Below are 17,569 nucleotides of genomic sequence, written 5' to 3'. Positions count from 1 at the left end.
GCGGATTTACCCGCGAAGAGGCCCGCACAGGAAACCTCATGTTCAGAGGGTTTTGTTAGCCCCAGGCCCGATCATCCGCGCCAGCCCCAGGTTCTTCAGCGCCAGCTGCAGCGAGCTGTGGATAACCTGCGGGTTGTCATGGCTCATGGCGTCGACCAGCAGCTCCTTGGCCTTGCTCATGTTGACCTGGCGCAGCATCCATTTCACTTTCGGCAAGTTGGTGGCGTTCATCGACAGGCTGTCGAAGCCCATGGCCATCAACAGGATCGCCGCTGCCGGGTCGCCCGCCATTTCGCCACAGATGCTCACCGGCTTGCCTTCGCCATGGGCGTCGCGCACCACGGTGTTCAGTGCCTGCAGCACGGCCGGGTGCAGGTAATCGTAGAGGTCGGCGACCCGCGGGTTGTTGCGGTCGACCGCCAACAGGTACTGGGTAAGGTCGTTGGAACCGACCGACAGGAAGTCCACCTGCCGCGCCAGCTCCTTGGTCTGGTACACCGCCGCGGGGATTTCCACCATCACCCCCACCGGCGGCATCGGCACGTCGGTGCCCTCGTCGCGGACTTCGCCCCAGGCCCGGTGAATCAGGTGCAGTGCCTCCTCCAGCTCGTGGATGCCGGAAATCATCGGCAGCAGGATGCGCAGGTTGTTCAAGCCCTCGCTGGCCTTGAGCATGGCGCGGGTCTGCACCAGGAAAATCTCCGGGTGGTCGAGGGTGACACGGATGCCGCGCCAGCCGAGGAACGGGTTCTCTTCCTTGATCGGGAAGTACGACAGCGCCTTGTCGCCACCGATGTCGAGGGTGCGCATGGTCACCGGCAGCGGGTGGAACGCCTGCAGCTGCTCGCGGTAGATCGCCAACTGCTCCTTCTCGCTGGGGAAGCGCTGGTTGATCATGAACGGCACTTCGGTGCGGTACAGGCCGACACCCTCGGCGCCACGCTGCTGGGCGCGCGCCACGTCGGCGAGCAGCCCGGTGTTGACCCACAGCGGCATGCGGTGGCCGTCCGGGGTGATGCACGGCAGCTCGCGCAGGGCGTCGAGCCCCTGGGCCAGCTGGCGCTCCTCCTCGACCACGTCGCGGTACTGCTTGCGCAGCACTTCGCCGGGGTTGGTGTACACCTCGCCCTTGTAGCCGTCGACGATCAGCTCGATGCCGTCGACTTTCGAATACGGCAGGTCGACCAGGCCCATGACCGTGGGGATGCCCATGGCCCGGGCGAGAATCGCCACATGCGAGTTGCCCGAGCCAAGCACCGAGACCAGGCCGACCAGCTTGCCTTCCGGCACCTCGCCAAGCATGGCGGGGGTCAGCTCTTCGCTGACCAGGATGGTGTTGTCCTGGTACACCAGCGACTGCGAACGGGCTTCCTGCAGGTAGGCGAGCAGGCGGCGGCCGAGGTCCTTGACGTCGGAGGCGCGCTCGCGCAGGTAGTCGTCGTCCATCAGTTCGAAGCGGTTGACGTGCTCGCCAACGACTTGGCGCAGCGCACCTTGCGCCCACTGGCCGGTCTTGATGACCTCGGTCACCTCGCCACCGAGGGCGGCGTCCTCGAGCATCATCAGGTAAACGTCGAACAGCGCGCGCTCTTCCGGGCGCAGCTGGGTGGCCAGCTTGGCCGACAGCTTGCGCATGTCTTCGCGCACGCCTTCGAGGGCGTTGTTGAACAGTTTGAGTTCGTTGTCGATGTCTTCGACGGTCTTGTCCGGCACCACTTCCAGATCGGCCGGCGGCAGCATCACCACGGCGCGGCCGACCGCAGCCCCTGGCGAGCCAGGCACACCAACGAAGCGCGCCTCCTGGATGCCCTTGCCCTGGCGGCCCAGGCCGCGGATCGAGCCGGTGGCCTCGGCATGGGCGATAACCCCGGCGAGCTGGGCGCTCATGGTGACCAGGAAGGCTTCCTCGCCTTCATCGAACTGGCGGCGCTCTTTCTGCTGGATGACCAGCACCCCGACCACGCGGCGGTGGTGGATGATCGGTGCACCGAGGAAGGAGGCGAATTTTTCTTCGCCGGTCTCGGCGAAGTAGCGGTAGCGGGGGTGGTCGGCGGCGTTTTCCAGGTTCAGCGGCTCTTCCCGGGTGCCGACCAGGCCGACCAGGCCCTCGTTGGGGGCCATGCTGACCTTGCCGATGGAGCGCTTGTTGAGGCCTTCACTGGCCATCAGCACGAAGCGGTTGGTCTCAGGATCGAGCAGGTAGACCGAGCAGACCTGGCTGCCCATGGCTTCCTTGACGCGCAAGACAATGATACCCAACGCCGTCTTGAGATCTTTGGCGGAGTTCACTTCCTGGACGATCTTGCGCAGCGTATTGAGCATGGCTCGGGGTCGGACTCCGTCGTCAGTCGCGCGTCAGCAGGCGCGGGGCTAGCTCTTTCAGGGCGCGTCGGTAGACCTCGCGCTTGAATGTCACCACCTGGCCCAGCGGATACCAGTAGCTGACCCAACGCCAGCCGTCGAATTCCGGTTTGCCAGTCAGGTCCATGCGCACCCGTTGCTCATTGCTCACAAGGCGCAGCAGGAACCACTTTTGCTTCTGGCCGATGCACAGCGGCTGGCTGTGGGTGCGCACCAGGCGCTGGGGTAAACGATAACGCAACCAGCCACGGGTGCAGGCAAGAATTTCCACATCGTCGCGCTCAAGGCCGACTTCTTCATTCAGCTCGCGGTACAGGGCGTCTTCCGGCGTCTCGTCAGGGTTGATACCACCCTGGGGAAACTGCCAGGCATCCTGGTTGATCCGCCGAGCCCATAGCACCTGCCCGGCATCATTCGTAAGAATGATCCCGACATTGGGGCGAAAACCATCCGGGTCGATCACGGCAGCAACCTCGCAAACGCATGTCGCGGCATTGTTCCACAAAGCTTGCGAGCGCAGCAACGCGCCCGCCAAGCTTATGTGCAGCGAGGTGAAAACTCCGTATTGTGCGGGGCTTCCCGAGGGCTTCTGCGAGACATTCCCATGCGCCTGGCTTTATTCGATCTGGACAATACCCTCCTCGGTGGCGACAGCGACCACGCCTGGGGTGACTACCTGTGCGAACGGGGCATCCTCGACCCGGTCGCGTACAAGGCACGCAACGATGCCTTCTATCAGGACTACCTGCACGGCAGCCTGGACTTGCAGGCCTACCTGGCCTTCTCCATGGAAATCCTTGCCGCCACCGAACCTGCACAGCTTGCGCAATGGCACCGCGAGTTCATGCGCGACTGCATCGAACCGATGATCCTGCCCAAGGCCCTGGCGTTGCTGCAGCAGCACCGCGAGGCCGGCGACCAGCTGGTGATCATCACTGCCACCAACCGCTTCGTCACCGCGCCCATCGCCCGCCGCCTGGGCGTGCGCGTGCTGCTGGCGACCGAATGCGAAACGCAGGACGGGCGCTATACCGGGCGCAGTACCGATATACCCTGTTTCCGTGAAGGCAAGGTGACGCGGCTGAACCGCTGGATGCTGGAGAACGGCTTCGACCTGGAAGACAGCTGCTTCTATAGCGATTCGATGAACGACCTGCCGCTATTGGAGCAGGTGACCCATGCCGTGGCGGTGGATCCTGACCCGAAGCTGCGGGCCGAGGCGCAGCGGCGCGGGTGGCCGGTGATTTCGTTGAGGGCTTGAGTATGCCGGGGCCGCTTTGCGGCCCAATCGCCGGCAAGCCGGCTCCCACAGGGGAAGTGCAAACCCGATCCTTGTGGGAGCCGGCTTGCCGGCGATTGGGCTGCAAGGCAGCCCCAAAAGGGCCTAGACCGGCTTCGCGCCCATCAGCCCGGCGATGGACAGGAAGCACACGCCGCTGAACACCGCCAGCGCCAGGGTGAACTTCAACCCCACCACTTCGGCCTTGCGCAGCCGGTTCAAGCGCACCAGCAGCCACCACAGCGCAAACGCGCCAACGGTATAGATGACGCTGGACGCCAGCACCCAGGTCTGCCCCAGCGGCCAACCCACCAGGTGCACCAGCCACCAGCCAGTGAACGGCATGCTCACCAGGCTCAGGCCCATCAGCAGCCAGACAAACACCAGCGGCCGGCGCAGCAGTTTGGCGTAGGCCTCGGCATCGCCTTTGCGACGGGCGTAGCCGGTCCAGATCGCCAGGCCCAGCGCGCCGAGCAACAGCAGCGCGGTGGCGAGGATGTGCAGGGTCTTGAGGGTGGTCAGGTGTTCCATTTCAAAGGTGTCCTTCAGCAGGCCTTGTTGCGCTGCCCTCTTCGCGGGTAAACCCGCTCCCACAGTTTCAAGGATGGCCTGTGGGAGCGGGTTTACCCGCGAAGGGCTCCTACGCCCAGCTTAGCCAGTTACCCCAAAAACAGCCGGTAAGCCGGGTTCTCGGTCTCGTCCCAATACGGGTAGCCAATCTTGGCCAGCGCCTCCGGCACCAGGTGACGCTCGTCTTCCGGCACCTGCAGCCCCGCCACCACGCGGCCATCGGCGGCGCCGTGGTTGCGGTAGTGGAACATCGAGATGTTCCAGCGCCCGCCCAGCTTGTTGAGGAAGTTGAACAGTGCACCCGGCCGTTCGGGGAATTCGAAACGCAGCACGATCTCATCGCTGGCCCCGGCCGAGTGGCCGCCGACCATGTGGCGAATATGCAGCTTGGCCAGCTCGTTGTCGGTCAGGTCGATGACCGGGAAGCCTTGCTCGGTCAACTGCTGCACCAGTGCCGCACGCGGGTCGGTGTCCGGATGGGTCTGCACGCCAACGAAGATGTGCGCCTCGTCCGAGGTGTGCTTGCGGTAGTTGAACTCGGTGATCTGGCGCTTGCCGATGGCCTCGCAGAAGGCCTTGAAGCTGCCCGGGCGCTCGGGGATGGTCACGGCAATGATCGCCTCGCGCTTCTCGCCCAGTTCGGCGCGCTCGGCGACGTGGCGCAGGCGGTCGAAATTGACGTTGGCGCCGGAGTCGATGGCCACCAGGGTCTGCCCGGTCACGCCCTTGAGTTCGACGTACTTTTTGATCCCGGCCACGCCCAGTGCGCCGGCAGGTTCGGTGATCGAGCGGGTATCGTCGTAGATATCCTTGATTGCCGCACAGATCTCATCGGTGCTGACGGTAATCACTTCATCCACATGATGACGGCAGATGTCGAAGGTGTGCTGGCCGATCTGCGCCACCGCCACGCCGTCGGCAAACAGCCCGACCTGCGGCAGCACCACGCGTTCGCCGGCAGCCATGGCGGCCTGCAGGCAGTTGGAATCGTCCGGCTCGACGCCGATCACCTTGATCTCCGGGCGCAGGTACTTCACGTAGGCGGCGATGCCGGCGATCAGGCCGCCGCCGCCGACCGGGACGAAGATCGCGTCAAGCCGGCCCGGGTGCTGGCGCAGGATCTCCATGGCCACCGTGCCTTGGCCGGCGATGGTGTGCGGGTCGTCATAGGGGTGGATATAGACGAAGCCCTTCTCGTCGACCAGCTTCAGCGAATAGGCCAGCGCCTCGGGAAAGGAGTCGCCATGCAGCACCACTTTGCCGCCGCGCGAACGCACGCCTTCGATCTTGATCTCCGGGGTGGTCTTGGGCATCACGATGGTGGCCTTGATGCCCAGCTCACGGGCGGCCAGGGCCACGCCCTGGGCGTGGTTGCCGGCCGACGCGGTAACCACGCCACGGGCCAGCTCCTCCGCGCTCAGCTGCGCCAGCTTGTTGTACGCCCCACGGATCTTGAACGAGAACACCGGCTGCAGGTCTTCGCGCTTGAGCAGCACCGTGTTTCCTAGCCGCTTGCTCAGCTGGCCGGCGCTGTGCAGCGGGGTTTCGACGGCAACGTCGTAGACGCGCGAGGTGAGGATCTTCTTGACGTACTGTTCGAGCATCGGGAAAGCATCACTGGGCCGCGGGACAAGGCCTGGGAGTCTACCGCAGCGCTACGTCGGGCGACCACAGCAAAGCCGCGCGAGCCGTTATACTAGGCCCCTTTCGATTTCCGCCCAGCCCCTCCCGGAGCCCGCATGACCCAGGACCAACTCAAACAGGCCGTTGCCCAGGCCGCCGTCGACCTCATCCTGCCGAAGCTTGATGAAAAGAGCGTCGTCGGTGTCGGCACCGGCTCTACCGCCAACTTCTTCATCGATGCCCTGGCCCAGCACAAGACCGCCTTCGACGGCGCCGTCGCCAGCTCCGAGGCCACCGCGCAGCGCCTGAAGGGCCATGGCATCCCGGTCTATGAGCTGAACAGCGTCAGCGAGCTGGAGTTCTACGTGGATGGCGCCGACGAAAGCGACGCCCACCTCAACCTGATCAAGGGCGGCGGCGCGGCCCTGACCCGCGAGAAGATCGTTGCGGCCGTGGCCAAGACCTTCATCTGCATCGCCGACGCCAGCAAGCTGGTACCGGTACTGGGCGCCTTCCCGCTGCCGGTCGAAGTCATCCCCATGGCCCGCAGCCATGTGGCGCGCCAGCTGGTCAAGCTGGGCGGCGACCCGGTGTACCGCGAGGGCGTGCTTACCGACAACGGCAACGTCATCCTCGATGTGCACAACCTGCAGATCACCGACCCGGTGGCGCTGGAAAGCCAGATCAACGCCATTGTCGGCGTGGTCACCAACGGCCTGTTCGCGGCGCGCCCGGCGGATGTGCTGTTGCTGGGTACCGCTGAAGGCGTGAAAACCCTCAAGGCTGAGTAAACCTCGCGAGGGCCATGCCCTCGAATCGCTGGCAAGCCAGCTCCCACAAAGGCCGCTACGAACCCTGTGGGAGCCGGCTTGCCGGCGATGAGGCCTTCTAGGCATTCAGTTGGCCGGCTGCTTGAACACATAGAACAGGTTCGGCTCACTGACCAGGTAAAGGGTCCCGGCGTCATCCATGGCGATCCCCTCTGCCTGCGGCACGGTCTGCTGCAAGCCCTGGAAGCCTTTGCGCAATGACATCGTGCTCAGCGGCCTGCCCTTCACGTCCAGTTCCAGCACCAGCCGCGACTCGTCCGACAGCGCCAGCAGATGCCCACTGCGTTCGTCGTACTGCAGGCTCGACAGATCCCTCACGAACAACCGCCGGTCACGCTTGCGGTCCTGCACCACATGCACGGCGTAGGGTTTGTCGGGGTTGTCATGGGGAAAGCCATGCACCTCGTAGATCACCATCGGGTCCCGCTCCTTGGCCACGAACAGGCGCTTGCCTGCCGAGTCATAGGCCAGCCCCTCGAAGCCCTTGTTGCCATTGAGGCCGATCCCCAGGCTGAGCTGCTCGGCGTCGTTGGCATCGAGGAACAGGGTGTCGTCATCCAGGCGCACACGGATCAAGCGCTGCTGGCGCTCATCGGTGATCACATAGGTGCTGGGGCCTACATACTCCACCGCTTCGGGGTCGCCGAAGCCGGTCAGCGGAATTCGGCGCAGGATGCGCCCGTCCAGCGACAACTCGATCAGCTCGGACTTGGCATTGGTAACGGTGAACAGGCTCTTGCGGTCGGGATCGTAGGTCAGCGCCGAGATATCGTCGTCCAGCCCGGCGACAGGCTGGGCCTCGAGCACCACCTGGTAACGGTCCAGGCCCATGCTCTGTTGCGCGGGCTGCCACCAGGTCTTGAGGTTGAACCAGCCGCGCTCGAACAGGCGGAACTCGTGCCCTGCCACGCCGGCGAAAAGCAGCAGAACAGAGGCGGTGACAGCACAAATCAGACGGCGGCTAAGGCGCATGGGGGCAAACTCGGCAAAATGAGCACGAATCTAACCACGACCAACTGAAGCAAAGCTTAATGCCAGCGTAGTGCTCCCCTGAGCGCGTCAGTGCTTCTTGAAGCGATAGAACAAGTTGGGCTCGCTGACAAAATACAGGTTGCCCTGCTCGTCCATGGCCACGCCCTCTGCCCGGGGGATGCGGTCCTTGAGGCCATTGAAACCGCCGAGCAGGGTCATGAAGCTGACCTGCTCACCCTTTTCGTCGAGTTCAAGCAGCATGTTGGAGTCCGCCGACAGCACCAGCAGGTGGCCGGTGCGGGGGTCGACACCCAGCGCCGAGAGGTTGCGCAGGTCGAGTTCGTCACTGGCCAGCGGCTGCTTGTCGCCCTTCAGCGGGCTGCGCCCATCGGTGCTCCAGATGTACAGCTGCGGCGGCCGCTCCTCGCCAATCACCAGGCGCTGGCGCATCGAGTCCCAGACCACCGCTTCGAAGCCCTTGTTGCCTTTACCTTCATCGCCCAGGTTGTAACTGTGGAAGTCGGCGCGGTTCAGCGACGTGGTACTGGCGTCCACCTTGACCAGGGTCAGGTCATGGTTGCGCTCATCGACGATGGCGATCTGGCCATCCTCCAGCACCGCTACGCCTTCCGGGTTCGACCAACCTACCAGCGGCATCTTGCGCAGCACATCGCCTTCAAGCGTCAACTCGACCAGGAAGGGGTGCTTGCCCATCACCGCGAACAGGGTGCGGGTGTGCGGGCTGTACGCCAGGTCAGAGGCCTCGTCCCGCTCCATGCCCGGTAGCGGTTTGGCGTCGATGTCCACCACATAGTCCGGCAGCCAGATGCTTTCCTGGCGTTCGGCCTGGGTCTCGAAGCGTTCCTTTATCCACAGCAGCCCTCGGTCATCCCAGTGCATGGCCACGGCCAGGCCATAGCCGATCAACGCCAGGGCAGCGAGCCAGGCCGGCCAACGCAGCAGCGCGTGACGTTTACGGGTGGGCGGAACAGGAGCGGTGGACGGGATAGCCATTGGCGGGGTCCTGATGATGAGCCGTAATGTCTTCCTTAACGTCGGCAAATGAACACGAAACTGCGCATTATCCGGATCGTTTGTGAAAAAAACGACAAACGCCATCAGGTGATGGCCACACGACGGCAGCAGGGCTGCCGTCGCGCCTACGCAGTCAGAGCACGCGGCCTTCGAACCGGCTGACGCCCGGAAGTTCCAGGACCAGCTCGTCACCGACATTGAACGGCCCCACGCCCGCCGGGGTGCCGGTGAGAATCACGTCGCCCGCCTGCAGCGAGAAGTTCGCCGCCATGTGCTGGATCATCGGCACGATCGGGTTGAGCATCAGCGCGCTGTTGCCGTCCTGGCGCACTTCGCCATTGATGGTCAGGCGGATGCCGATGTCGCTGAGGTCCTCGAAGGTACCCGCCGAAACGAACGGCGGCAGCACACAAGCGCCGTCGAAACTCTTGCACAGCTCCCACGGCAGGCCCTTTTCCTTCAACTTGGCCTGCAGGTCGCGCAGGGTCAGGTCCAGCGCCGGGGCGAAGCCGGAAATGGCGTCGAGCACTTCCTCTTCGGTTGGGTGGGGCGACAGCGACTTGCCCAGCAACACGGCGATTTCCGCCTCGTAGTGCACCGAACCGCGCTCGGTCGGGATCTTGAAACCGCCCTCCAGCGGCACCACGCAACTGCCCGGCTTGATGAACAGCAGCGGCTCGCTGGGGATTGGGTTGTCCAGTTCCTTGGCATGTTCGGCGTAGTTGCGACCGATGCACACCACCTTGCCCAGCGGGAAGTGGATGCGCGTGCCGTCTACGTACTGGTGCTGGTAACTCATGGCCGACTCCTGTGAACACTGCTTTTTATTCGGGAGCGAAGATCTTACCCGGATTCATGATGCCGTTCGGGTCGAACACCGCCTTGATCGCCTTCATGCAGGCAATTTCATCCGGCGAGCGGCTGTAGCCCAGGTAATCACGCTTGGTCATGCCCACGCCGTGCTCGGCGGAGATCGAGCCTTGGTAGCGCTGGACGATCTCGAACACCCACTTGTTGACCTTGGTGCACGAGGCGAAGAAGTCGTCCTTGCTCATGTGCTCGGGCTTGAGAATGTTCAGGTGCAGGTTGCCGTCGCCGATGTGGCCGTACCAGACCACTTCGTAATCCGGGTAGTGCTCGGCGACGATGGCATCGATATCGCGCAGGAACGCCGGCACCTTCGACACGGTGACCGAGATGTCGTTCTTGTACGGGGTCCAGTGGGAGATGGTCTCGGACAGGTATTCGCGCAGCTTCCACAGGTTCTTCAGCTGCGTCTCGCTCTGGCTCATCACCCCGTCCAGTACCCAGCCCTGCTCGACGCAGTGCTCGAAGGTGGCGAGCGCTTCGTTGGCCACCTGCTCGGTGCTAGCTTCGAACTCCAGCAAGGCATAGAACGGGCAGTCCGTCGCGAAGGGCGCGGGCACATCGCCACGGCCCATGATCTTGGCCAGGCCTTTATCGGAGAAAAACTCGAACGCGGTGAGGTCCAGCTTGCCCTGGAAGGCGTGCAGCACCGGCATGATCGCATCGAAATCCGGCGTGCCCAGCACCATCGCCGTGAGGTTGCGCGGCGCGCGGTCCAGACGCATGGTTGCCTCGACCACAAAGCCCAGCGTGCCTTCGGCGCCGATGAACAGCTGGCGCAGGTCGTAGCCGGTGGCGTTCTTGATCAGGTCTTTATTGAGCTCGAGCAGTTCGCCCTTGCCGGTGACCACCTTCAGCCCGGCGACCCAGTTGCGGGTCATGCCGTAGCGAATGACCTTGATGCCGCCGGCGTTGGTGCCGATATTGCCGCCGATCTGGCTGGAGCCGCTGGAGGCGAAATCCACCGGGTAGTACAGGCCCTGGTCCTCGGCGAACTGCTGCAACTGGCGGGTAATCACGCCCGGCTGGCAGACCACGGTGCGGTCGAACTCATTGAAGGCGAGGATCTGGTTCATGTTGTCGAAGGCCACCACCACTTCGCCGTTGGCCGCGACCGCGGCACCCGACAGGCCAGTGCGCCCGCCTGACGGCACCAGGGCGACCTTGTGCCGGTTGGCCCAGGCGACGATGGCCTGCACTTGCTCGGTGGTCTTGGGGAAAACGATGGCGCTCGGCGCGGGCGGGTAATGCTTGGTCCAGTCCTTGCCATAGGCGTCGAGCGAGGCCGGGTCGGTAAGCACCTTGCCTGGGTCGACCAGGGTCATCAGCTCTTCAATCAATGCAGGCTGGGTCATCACTGGAACCCTCGACTTATTCATAGTCACCCTGAGTACTCTTCACCTGTCGGGATAAGCTCAGATTGAGTCGCGTATGCTAGCATAGCCCTCCCGTTGTTCGTGCTAAGGCCGACGCCGCGCCGCTTCAACCCCCCTCGCCATTTTTCTCCGGGATACAGGTTTACGCAGATGAGCAAGACTTCTCTCGACAAGAGCAAGATCAGGTTCCTTCTTCTTGAAGGCGTCCACCAGAATGCGGTGGATATCCTCAAGGCTGCCGGGTACAGCAACATCGAGTACCTCACCGGCTCGCTGCCGGACGCAGAGCTGAAGGAAAAGATCGCCGATGCCCACTTCATTGGCATCCGCTCGCGCACCCAACTGACCGAAGAGGTCTTTGACTGCGCGAAGAAACTGGTCGCGGTCGGCTGTTTCTGCATCGGCACCAACCAGGTCGACCTGGGCGCAGCCCGCGAGCGCGGCATCGCGGTGTTCAACGCACCCTACTCCAACACCCGTTCGGTCGCCGAACTGGTGCTGGCCGAAGCCATCCTGCTGCTGCGCGGCATCCCTGAGAAGAACGCTTCCTGCCACCGTGGCGGCTGGATCAAGAGCGCGGCCAACTCCTTCGAGATCCGTGGCAAGAAGCTGGGCATCGTCGGCTACGGCTCGATCGGCACCCAACTGTCGGTACTGGCCGAGAGCCTGGGCATGCAGGTCTACTTCTACGACCCGCTGACCAAGCTGCCGCTGGGCAACGCCACCCAGATCACCAGCCTGAACGAACTGCTGGGCCTGGCCGACATCGTCTCGCTGCACGTTCCCGAGCTGCCATCCACCCAGTGGATGATCGGCGAGAAGGAAATCCGCGCGATGAAGAAGGGTTCGATCCTGATCAACGCCGCCCGTGGCACCGTGGTCGAGCTGGATCACCTGGCCGCCGCGATCAAGGACAAGCACCTGATCGGCGCCGCCATCGACGTGTTCCCGGTCGAGCCGCGCTCCAACGATGAAGAGTTCGAAAGCCCGCTGCGTGGCCTGGACAACGTGATCCTGACCCCGCACATCGGTGGTTCCACCGCCGAAGCCCAGGCCAACATCGGCCTGGAAGTGGCCGAGAAGCTGGTCAAGTACAGCGACAACGGTACTTCCGTGTCGTCGGTCAACTTCCCTGAAGTGGCCCTGCCGGCGCACCCAGGCAAGCACCGCTTGCTGCACATCCACGAGAACATCCCGGGCGTGCTCAGCGAAATCAACAAAGTGTTCGCCGAAAACGGTATCAACATCTCCGGTCAGTTCCTGCAGACCGACGAGAAAGTCGGTTACGTGGTTATCGACGTCGACGCCGAGTACTCGGACCTGGCCCAGGAAAAACTGCAGCACGTCAAAGGCACTATCCGCTCGCGCGTACTGTTCTAAGTTTGCTGGCTGCATGAAAAAGGGAGGCCCTGGTGGCCTCCCTTTTTTATTGGCGATTTGCATTCGATCCTGTGGACGCGACTGTCTTTGTAGGAGCGGCCTTGCAAATCCAATTGTGTGGGAGCGGCGGTTCGCCGCTGCGATTTACCCGCGAAGCAGGCGGCGCGTTGGATGGCACCGGCTCTGCCGGTGTTCGCGGGTAAACCCGCTCCCACAGGATGCGCGCCGCTTTGACACCAAACGTTGTAACTGTGGGGGCTGAGTTAAACGCAGGCAGTGCAAGACAGTTACTCCTACAGGGCCCGCGCCGGCCTTACTTGACGTTGACGGTAATCTTCTGCGACTCGACGCTCGGCTTGAACGGCACGTGGTACTTGTCGCCCAGCACCAGTTGCAGGGTGTGCTTGCCCGGGGTGAGGGTAATGGTCGCCTCGGTCTGCGCCTTGCCGAAGTGCAGCACCTGCGGGCCGGCCGGCAACGGGGCATTGTTCTCGGGCATCAGGCTGGTCGGCAGCGGCATGTCAGCCACCGGCGCCTTGTCGACATCCACCAGCAGGTGGTGATGGCCGCTGTGCGCGGTCTGGTCACCGGCAGGCTTGAGGGCAATACCCTCGATGCCGAACTTGACGGTGAAGGTCTTGTCGACCGTGGCGCCGTCGGCGGGGGAAACGATGAAGACCTTGGCGCCTTCCGGTGGCTGCTCACTCTTCAGTGCATCCGCGGCACTGGCGAATACCGACGCCCCCATCAACAGCCCGGCAACGGCAGCACGCGAAAATAGGCTTTTCATTCACATCTCCTTTCATTCACTTCAATTGACCGCTATCACTAAAACGAAGCAAAGCGGTAATTCACCATAGTTCATCTGCGCCGGCGAAGGTTCAGAAAAACGCTACAGAAATAGTTGCAGTGGCGTTAAACATTACCCAGGTCCTGGGGTCATAGGCTGCGTTCGACCGGGCGAGGAACAAGCTGCGGCGAATGACATTCATCTGCCATACAAATAAGGGGCTTTCATGCGTTTGACCATTGGCGTACTGCTGGCAGTACTGTTCTGCCCACTGGCCCAGGCCGAACTGATCGACGAAATCAACGACCGTGGCGAACTGCGCATTGCCGTGTTGAGCGACACGCCGCCCTATGTGCTTAAAGAAGACCAGCACCTGACCGGCTTCGAAATCGAGCTGGGCCAGGCCCTGGCCAAAGAGCTGGATGTGCGTGCCGAGTTCGTGGAAGCCACGGCTGAAGATGTTTTGCCGGGTGTCGTCAGCGGCAAGTACGACATCGCCTTCAACAAGCCTCAACCCGAACAGGCACTGGACCCTGAACTGGTAACCAGCCAGCCATTCAGTACCCCGCACCTGGTGATCCCCTTCCAGAAAGGCAACCCGGCCTTCGAAAGCGCCGTGAACAATGCCCTGAAGCGGATCGAGAGCGATGGCCGGCTGGCAGCGCTTGAACAGAAATGGCTGCAGAGCCAAGCGCAGAAGTGAGCCCCTGCTGACGCTGGCGCCTACAACAGGCTTGCCAGCGCCCGTTCGGCCTCGCTCAACTCCAGCTCGCTGAACACCTGCACCCCTTCACGCCGCAACAACGCCGTGGTAACGCCCTCGCCCGCTACTTTCACCCCGGTGAAAGTGCCGTCGTAGGTCTGCCGGTTACCGCACGATGGGCTGCCGGACTTGAGCACCGCCACTCGGATGCCATGCCGGCGCACCAGCTCCAACGCCCGCTGCGCTCCGGCCATGAACGCCGCGCTGACATCCTCGCCGTTGGCCGTGCGCACCTGGGCCTGCCCATCCAGCACCTGGCCACCCTGCCCGCCCGGGATCTCCGCTGCAGGGCGGGGTGTCGGCAGGCCGCCGGCCACTTCCGGACACAGCGGTACTACTCGGCCCTCGGCCTGCCAGCGCTGCAGCAGGTCGGGGTGGCCGCTGGCACGCCCGTCGTAGCGCACCGGCTGGCCCAGCAGGCAGGCGCTGACCAGGACTTTCGGCAACTCAGAACGGGTCATTGCCACGGCGGCGGAACCAGCCCGTCAGCGACAGGCGCTCGCGCCCGGCCGGGAGGACTTCATGGGGAATGGCGCCAGAAAGGAACACCACCAGGCTGCCGGCGATCGGCTGCACGTCATGCTCGACATCGCCGTCGAGGAACATGCGCAACTGCCCGCCATCGTCCGGCTGCCAGCCTTCATTGAGATAGAACACGGCAGAGACGGTACGCCGGTCGTCGTCGCGAAAGCGATCCAGATGGCGGCGGTAGAAGGCCCCCGGCGGGTACAGGGCAAAGTGGCACTCGAAATCCTCGAGCCCGAGGAACAACCCCTGGTTGATGGCCTGGCGCAGGCTGTCCATGGCCCCCAGGTATTGGTCGCAGGCCTCGGATTCACCAGGGTCGATCCACTGGATCTGGTCGCCACGGATCGCCTCGCGCACTTCCTGCGCGGCGCCGCGCCCCACCCCGGCAGGGTTGAGTTCGCCTTCGGCATAACGGCGCCGGCACTCGAGCGCGAGCTGACGCGACAGCCCGTCGGGTAGAAAGAGGGTTTGCTGCGACCAGCCACGGGTGGCCAGGTCGTCGACGATTGCCGACAGCATGGGATGTTCGCAAGGATTGTGCATGGCGCATCATAGCCATTCGGCCTGCCCGCGCACAGCGCCACTTGGTCAGGAAGCGCCCCTGGCGACTCGACAAAGCCCCGCCATGCCAAGGACAATGGCGGCCTGACGACAGGAGTCCTGAATGCGCCGTCTGTTTTCCCTGCTTCTGCTGATGATCTGCACCATGCCTGTCTGGGCAGACAACCTCGATCAGCTGTACAAGGCCGCCGGCTGGCCCGACCAGCGCGCCCATTTCAACGATGCCGTGAGCGCCGCCCAGCAGCGCTACCGCAACAGCTTGCCGCCTGCGGTTTACCAGGCGCTGGTCAACAACAGCAACCAGCGCTTCCAGGCCCAGGCCATGGACCGCCGCGCCCAGGCGCAGTTGCGCAGCACCCTCAAGAACCCGGCACCGGCCCTGGCCTTCTTCCAGTCGCCGCTGGGGCGCAAGGTGGTGGCCGCCGAGCTGCTGGCCACGCGCAAGGACCAGTTGGCCAAGAACGCCAAGGGCCTGCCGAAGATCCAGGCCAGCGACAATCGTCAGCTGATCATCGGCCACCTGGCGCAGGCGCTGCCCGCGCGCGAGGCCGGCGCGGAAGTCAGCCTGGCCATCGCCGGAGTGGCCGCCGACAGCCTAAGCTCGATGATCCCCGGCCTGTTCGGTGGCGGTCAGACGCAGAGCCTGCTCGACGGCCAACGCCAGCGCCTGATGAACCAGGTCGGCGAAGACCTCGACAACACCCTGCTGTATGTCTATCGCGACCTGTCGGACGCCGAGCTGGAACAGTTCTCCACCTTCGCCGAGTCGCCGGACGGCCAGGCCTACTACAAAGCAGCGGTAAGCGCGGTGCGCGCCGCCCTCGCCGTGGGCCAGAACGCCAACGACCTGAACTGATCAGCCCAGGCGCTGGCCAATGAAGTCGAAGTAGCGCTGGCGGATGCCCGGCAGCTCGTTGGCCAGGTGGTGCCGGGCCTCGGGCAGCATCAGGATCTGCGGCTCGGCGAACTTGGCCTTGAGCACCTTGAGGTTGTACGGCCAATCCACCGTGGCATCCGCCTCCCCCTGCACGATCAATGGCCGCCGCGCGCTCTGCGGCGCGGCCTCGATGCGCCTTACCCATTTCATCAATGCCCCGACCCAGGCGGTCGGCAGGCGCCGTGGCTGTAGCGGGTCGGCCTCCAGGAACGGCAGGAACGCCGGGTCGTTGGTGTTCTCGCTGAAGCGTCGCTCGATGCCGTTGACGAAGTGGCGCAGCACCCGGTAGCTCAGCTTCGACCAGCCCCAGGCGCGCGGGCGCACCAGTGGTGCCAGCAAGATCACCTCACCATCGGCCGGGCTCTGCCCGGCGCAATGCAACAGGTGATCGACCACGATCGCACCGCCCGTGCTTTGCCCGCACAGGTGCCAGGGGTGCGGCAGCTCGAGCTGGCGCGCCTGCTCGAACAGCGCGTCGAGGGCCTGCTGGTAGAGGGCGAAGTCATCGATGCTGGCCCGCTCGCCGCTGGACAGCCCATGCCCTGGCAGGTCACAGCTGATCACCACATAGCCCTGCGCCAATGCCCACGCGATGACATGCCGGTACAGGCCCATGTGGTCGTAGTAGCCGTGCAGCAGGAACAGCGTCGCCACCGGCTGGGCGGGCAGCCAGGCCTGGCCGACCAGCTCGAACCCCGCCGCGCAAAAGCCGCCAAGCCAGCTCGGCACGCCCAGGTCCAGGCCGTAGAAGCGCTGGTAGTCGCGGGCTTGAGCGGACAGCGGTTGACGTTCGGCAAGCGGCGCCAGGCTGGCGCGCAACAGGTCGGGCTGGAAAGCGGCAGGCATCGGTACATCCACAACGAGGCGAGTATTGATCTGGGATATTCAGGTCTGCTTGATGTCATGGCAAGCTGCAACACCATTCAACGGGCGGCATGCCTCCCTTGTGGGAGCGGGTTTACCCGCGAATGCACTGGTGCTGCCACTGCCGCATTCGCGGGTAAACCCGCTCCCACAGGCGGCATGCGTTGCTCATAAGCGCTGCAGACAGCCCATGCCCATCCCAAATTCCAAGTCATTGCTCGGCGCCCTCGCCGCCCTGCTCTGCGCCGCCGCCCTGTGGTGGGCCTACGACAGCTTCCAGGCCCGCTACCTGCGCCCCTTCGACAACCAGGCCACACTGTTCGACGGCAGCCAGCTGCGCCTGCCGCCCGAACTGGCCGGGCCCGGCCCGATCCGCGTGGTGCACTTCTGGGACCCGGCCTGCCCGTGCAACGTCGGCAACCAGCAGCACCTGGGCGAACTGGTCGAACACTTTGCCCCGCAGGGGGTCAGCTTCCACGTGGTGCAACGGCCCGGCAGCCACGGCCAGCTACCCGCCAACCTCGCTGCGCTCAAACCCCTGGCCGAGCTACCCGGCAGCGAACAGCTGCCGGCCACCCCCGCCGTGGCGATCTGGGACCGCAACGGCGACCTGGCCTACTTCGGCCCCTACAGCGAAGGCGCGGTGTGCAATTCGAGCAACAGCTTCATCGAACCTGTACTCAAGGCACTCATGGAGGGCCGGGCTGTGCAAGCCTCCAACACCCTGGCAATAGGGTGCTATTGCCCCTGGCAGATGGACAGCCATCGATAATCATCTACCGCAGAGCAACCCGGGAGGATCTCTAGCGTAGCGGCATACAGCACAAGGAGCA

18 protein-coding genes are annotated in these 17,569 nt (G+C 64.0%); 6 read left to right on the top strand and 12 right to left on the bottom strand.

From position 1 onward, the window contains the following. Positions 1–42: 42 nt before the first annotated feature. Together ptsP and ACQ4N9_RS17845 are read right to left on the bottom strand one after the other, a co-directional pair. On the bottom strand, positions 43–2,322 hold the full coding sequence (gene ptsP / locus ACQ4N9_RS17850; protein WP_390968152.1) for a phosphoenolpyruvate--protein phosphotransferase: 2,280 nt from the start codon (positions 2,320–2,322) through the stop codon (positions 43–45). 22 nt (positions 2,323–2,344) lie between these two features. After that, positions 2,345–2,824, bottom strand: a complete 480-nt coding sequence (locus ACQ4N9_RS17845) for an RNA pyrophosphohydrolase (protein WP_003249017.1) — start codon at positions 2,822–2,824, stop codon at positions 2,345–2,347. 141 nt (positions 2,825–2,965) lie between these two features. Here ACQ4N9_RS17845 and ACQ4N9_RS17840 point away from each other — a divergent pair, with 141 nt between their 5' ends. Next, on the top strand, positions 2,966–3,622 hold the full coding sequence (locus tag ACQ4N9_RS17840) for an HAD family hydrolase (RefSeq protein ID WP_390968151.1): 657 nt from the start codon (positions 2,966–2,968) through the stop codon (positions 3,620–3,622). Between the two features lie 123 nt (positions 3,623–3,745). Here ACQ4N9_RS17840 and ACQ4N9_RS17835 read toward each other — a convergent pair whose 3' ends face one another. Together ACQ4N9_RS17835 and ilvA are read right to left on the bottom strand one after the other, a co-directional pair. Then, positions 3,746–4,171, bottom strand: a complete 426-nt coding sequence (locus tag ACQ4N9_RS17835) for a DUF2269 family protein (RefSeq protein WP_390968150.1) — start codon at positions 4,169–4,171, stop codon at positions 3,746–3,748. A gap of 128 nt (positions 4,172–4,299) precedes the next feature. After that, on the bottom strand, positions 4,300–5,814 hold the full coding sequence (ilvA, locus tag ACQ4N9_RS17830) for a threonine ammonia-lyase, biosynthetic (RefSeq protein WP_390968149.1): 1,515 nt from the start codon (positions 5,812–5,814) through the stop codon (positions 4,300–4,302). A 135-nt stretch (positions 5,815–5,949) separates the two neighbouring features. On the opposite strand from ilvA, the gene rpiA reads away from it, so the two are divergent. After that, positions 5,950–6,624 (top strand): ribose-5-phosphate isomerase RpiA, encoded by a 675-nt coding sequence (gene rpiA / locus ACQ4N9_RS17825; protein WP_110992109.1) that lies wholly within the window; start codon positions 5,950–5,952, stop codon positions 6,622–6,624. A gap of 105 nt (positions 6,625–6,729) precedes the next feature. Here the strand turns inward: rpiA and ACQ4N9_RS17820 are convergent, their stop codons facing one another. The 4 genes from ACQ4N9_RS17820 to ACQ4N9_RS17805 form a co-directional block, all read right to left on the bottom strand. Further along, the gene (locus ACQ4N9_RS17820) at positions 6,730–7,635 is read right to left on the bottom strand and encodes an SdiA-regulated domain-containing protein (RefSeq protein WP_390968148.1); all 906 of its coding nucleotides are present in this window, start codon (positions 7,633–7,635) and stop codon (positions 6,730–6,732) included. Between the two features lie 87 nt (positions 7,636–7,722). Beyond that, positions 7,723–8,649: an SdiA-regulated domain-containing protein gene (locus ACQ4N9_RS17815; protein ID WP_390968147.1), complete on the bottom strand. Its 927-nt coding sequence runs from the start codon at positions 8,647–8,649 to the stop codon at positions 7,723–7,725. Between the two features lie 154 nt (positions 8,650–8,803). Then, a complete protein-coding gene (locus ACQ4N9_RS17810) occupies positions 8,804–9,469 on the bottom strand; it encodes a fumarylacetoacetate hydrolase family protein (RefSeq protein ID WP_390968146.1) in 666 nt (221 codons plus the stop codon). 25 nt (positions 9,470–9,494) lie between these two features. Next, positions 9,495–10,892 (bottom strand): FAD-binding oxidoreductase, encoded by a 1,398-nt coding sequence (locus tag ACQ4N9_RS17805; protein ID WP_390968145.1) that lies wholly within the window; start codon positions 10,890–10,892, stop codon positions 9,495–9,497. 171 nt (positions 10,893–11,063) lie between these two features. Here ACQ4N9_RS17805 and serA point away from each other — a divergent pair, with 171 nt between their 5' ends. Beyond that, positions 11,064–12,293: a phosphoglycerate dehydrogenase gene (serA, locus tag ACQ4N9_RS17800; RefSeq protein ID WP_390968144.1), complete on the top strand. Its 1,230-nt coding sequence runs from the start codon at positions 11,064–11,066 to the stop codon at positions 12,291–12,293. 313 nt (positions 12,294–12,606) lie between these two features. On the opposite strand, the gene ACQ4N9_RS17795 is transcribed toward serA, so the two are convergent. Continuing rightward, a complete protein-coding gene (locus ACQ4N9_RS17795) occupies positions 12,607–13,083 on the bottom strand; it encodes a DUF4399 domain-containing protein (RefSeq protein WP_110992104.1) in 477 nt (158 codons plus the stop codon). A 226-nt stretch (positions 13,084–13,309) separates the two neighbouring features. On the opposite strand from ACQ4N9_RS17795, the gene ACQ4N9_RS17790 reads away from it, so the two are divergent. Next, positions 13,310–13,786, top strand: a complete 477-nt coding sequence (locus ACQ4N9_RS17790; RefSeq protein WP_390968143.1) for a transporter substrate-binding domain-containing protein — start codon at positions 13,310–13,312, stop codon at positions 13,784–13,786. 20 nt (positions 13,787–13,806) lie between these two features. On the opposite strand, the gene ACQ4N9_RS17785 is transcribed toward ACQ4N9_RS17790, so the two are convergent. Together ACQ4N9_RS17785 and ACQ4N9_RS17780 are read right to left on the bottom strand one after the other, a co-directional pair. After that, positions 13,807–14,307: a DUF523 domain-containing protein gene (locus ACQ4N9_RS17785; RefSeq protein WP_390968142.1), complete on the bottom strand. Its 501-nt coding sequence runs from the start codon at positions 14,305–14,307 to the stop codon at positions 13,807–13,809. Further along, on the bottom strand, positions 14,294–14,917 hold the full coding sequence (locus ACQ4N9_RS17780; protein ID WP_390968141.1) for a 2OG-Fe(II) oxygenase: 624 nt from the start codon (positions 14,915–14,917) through the stop codon (positions 14,294–14,296). The genes ACQ4N9_RS17785 and ACQ4N9_RS17780 overlap by 14 nt, the downstream gene beginning before the upstream one ends. Positions 14,918–15,038: 121 nt before the next feature. Here ACQ4N9_RS17780 and ACQ4N9_RS17775 point away from each other — a divergent pair, with 121 nt between their 5' ends. Further along, complete coding sequence (locus tag ACQ4N9_RS17775) at positions 15,039–15,791, top strand: DUF2059 domain-containing protein (RefSeq protein ID WP_110992100.1); 753 nt, start codon at positions 15,039–15,041, stop codon at positions 15,789–15,791. Here ACQ4N9_RS17775 and ACQ4N9_RS17770 read toward each other — a convergent pair whose 3' ends face one another. Continuing rightward, complete coding sequence (locus tag ACQ4N9_RS17770) at positions 15,792–16,718, bottom strand: alpha/beta hydrolase (RefSeq protein ID WP_390968140.1); 927 nt, start codon at positions 16,716–16,718, stop codon at positions 15,792–15,794. A 208-nt stretch (positions 16,719–16,926) separates the two neighbouring features. On the opposite strand from ACQ4N9_RS17770, the gene ACQ4N9_RS17765 reads away from it, so the two are divergent. Further along, positions 16,927–17,508 carry a DUF6436 domain-containing protein gene (locus tag ACQ4N9_RS17765; RefSeq protein WP_390968139.1) on the top strand — a complete coding sequence of 194 codons (582 nt, stop codon included), beginning with the start codon at positions 16,927–16,929 and terminating at the stop codon, positions 17,506–17,508. Positions 17,509–17,569 lie beyond the last annotated feature (61 nt).

The sequence above is a fragment of the Pseudomonas sp. ES1 genome (genome assembly GCF_050586605.1).
GTDB classification, from domain to species: Bacteria; Pseudomonadota; Gammaproteobacteria; order Pseudomonadales; family Pseudomonadaceae; genus Aquipseudomonas; species Aquipseudomonas sichuanensis.
The sequence above is the reverse complement of the archived record's forward strand: the minus strand, read 5'-3'. Positions and strand labels throughout refer to the sequence as shown.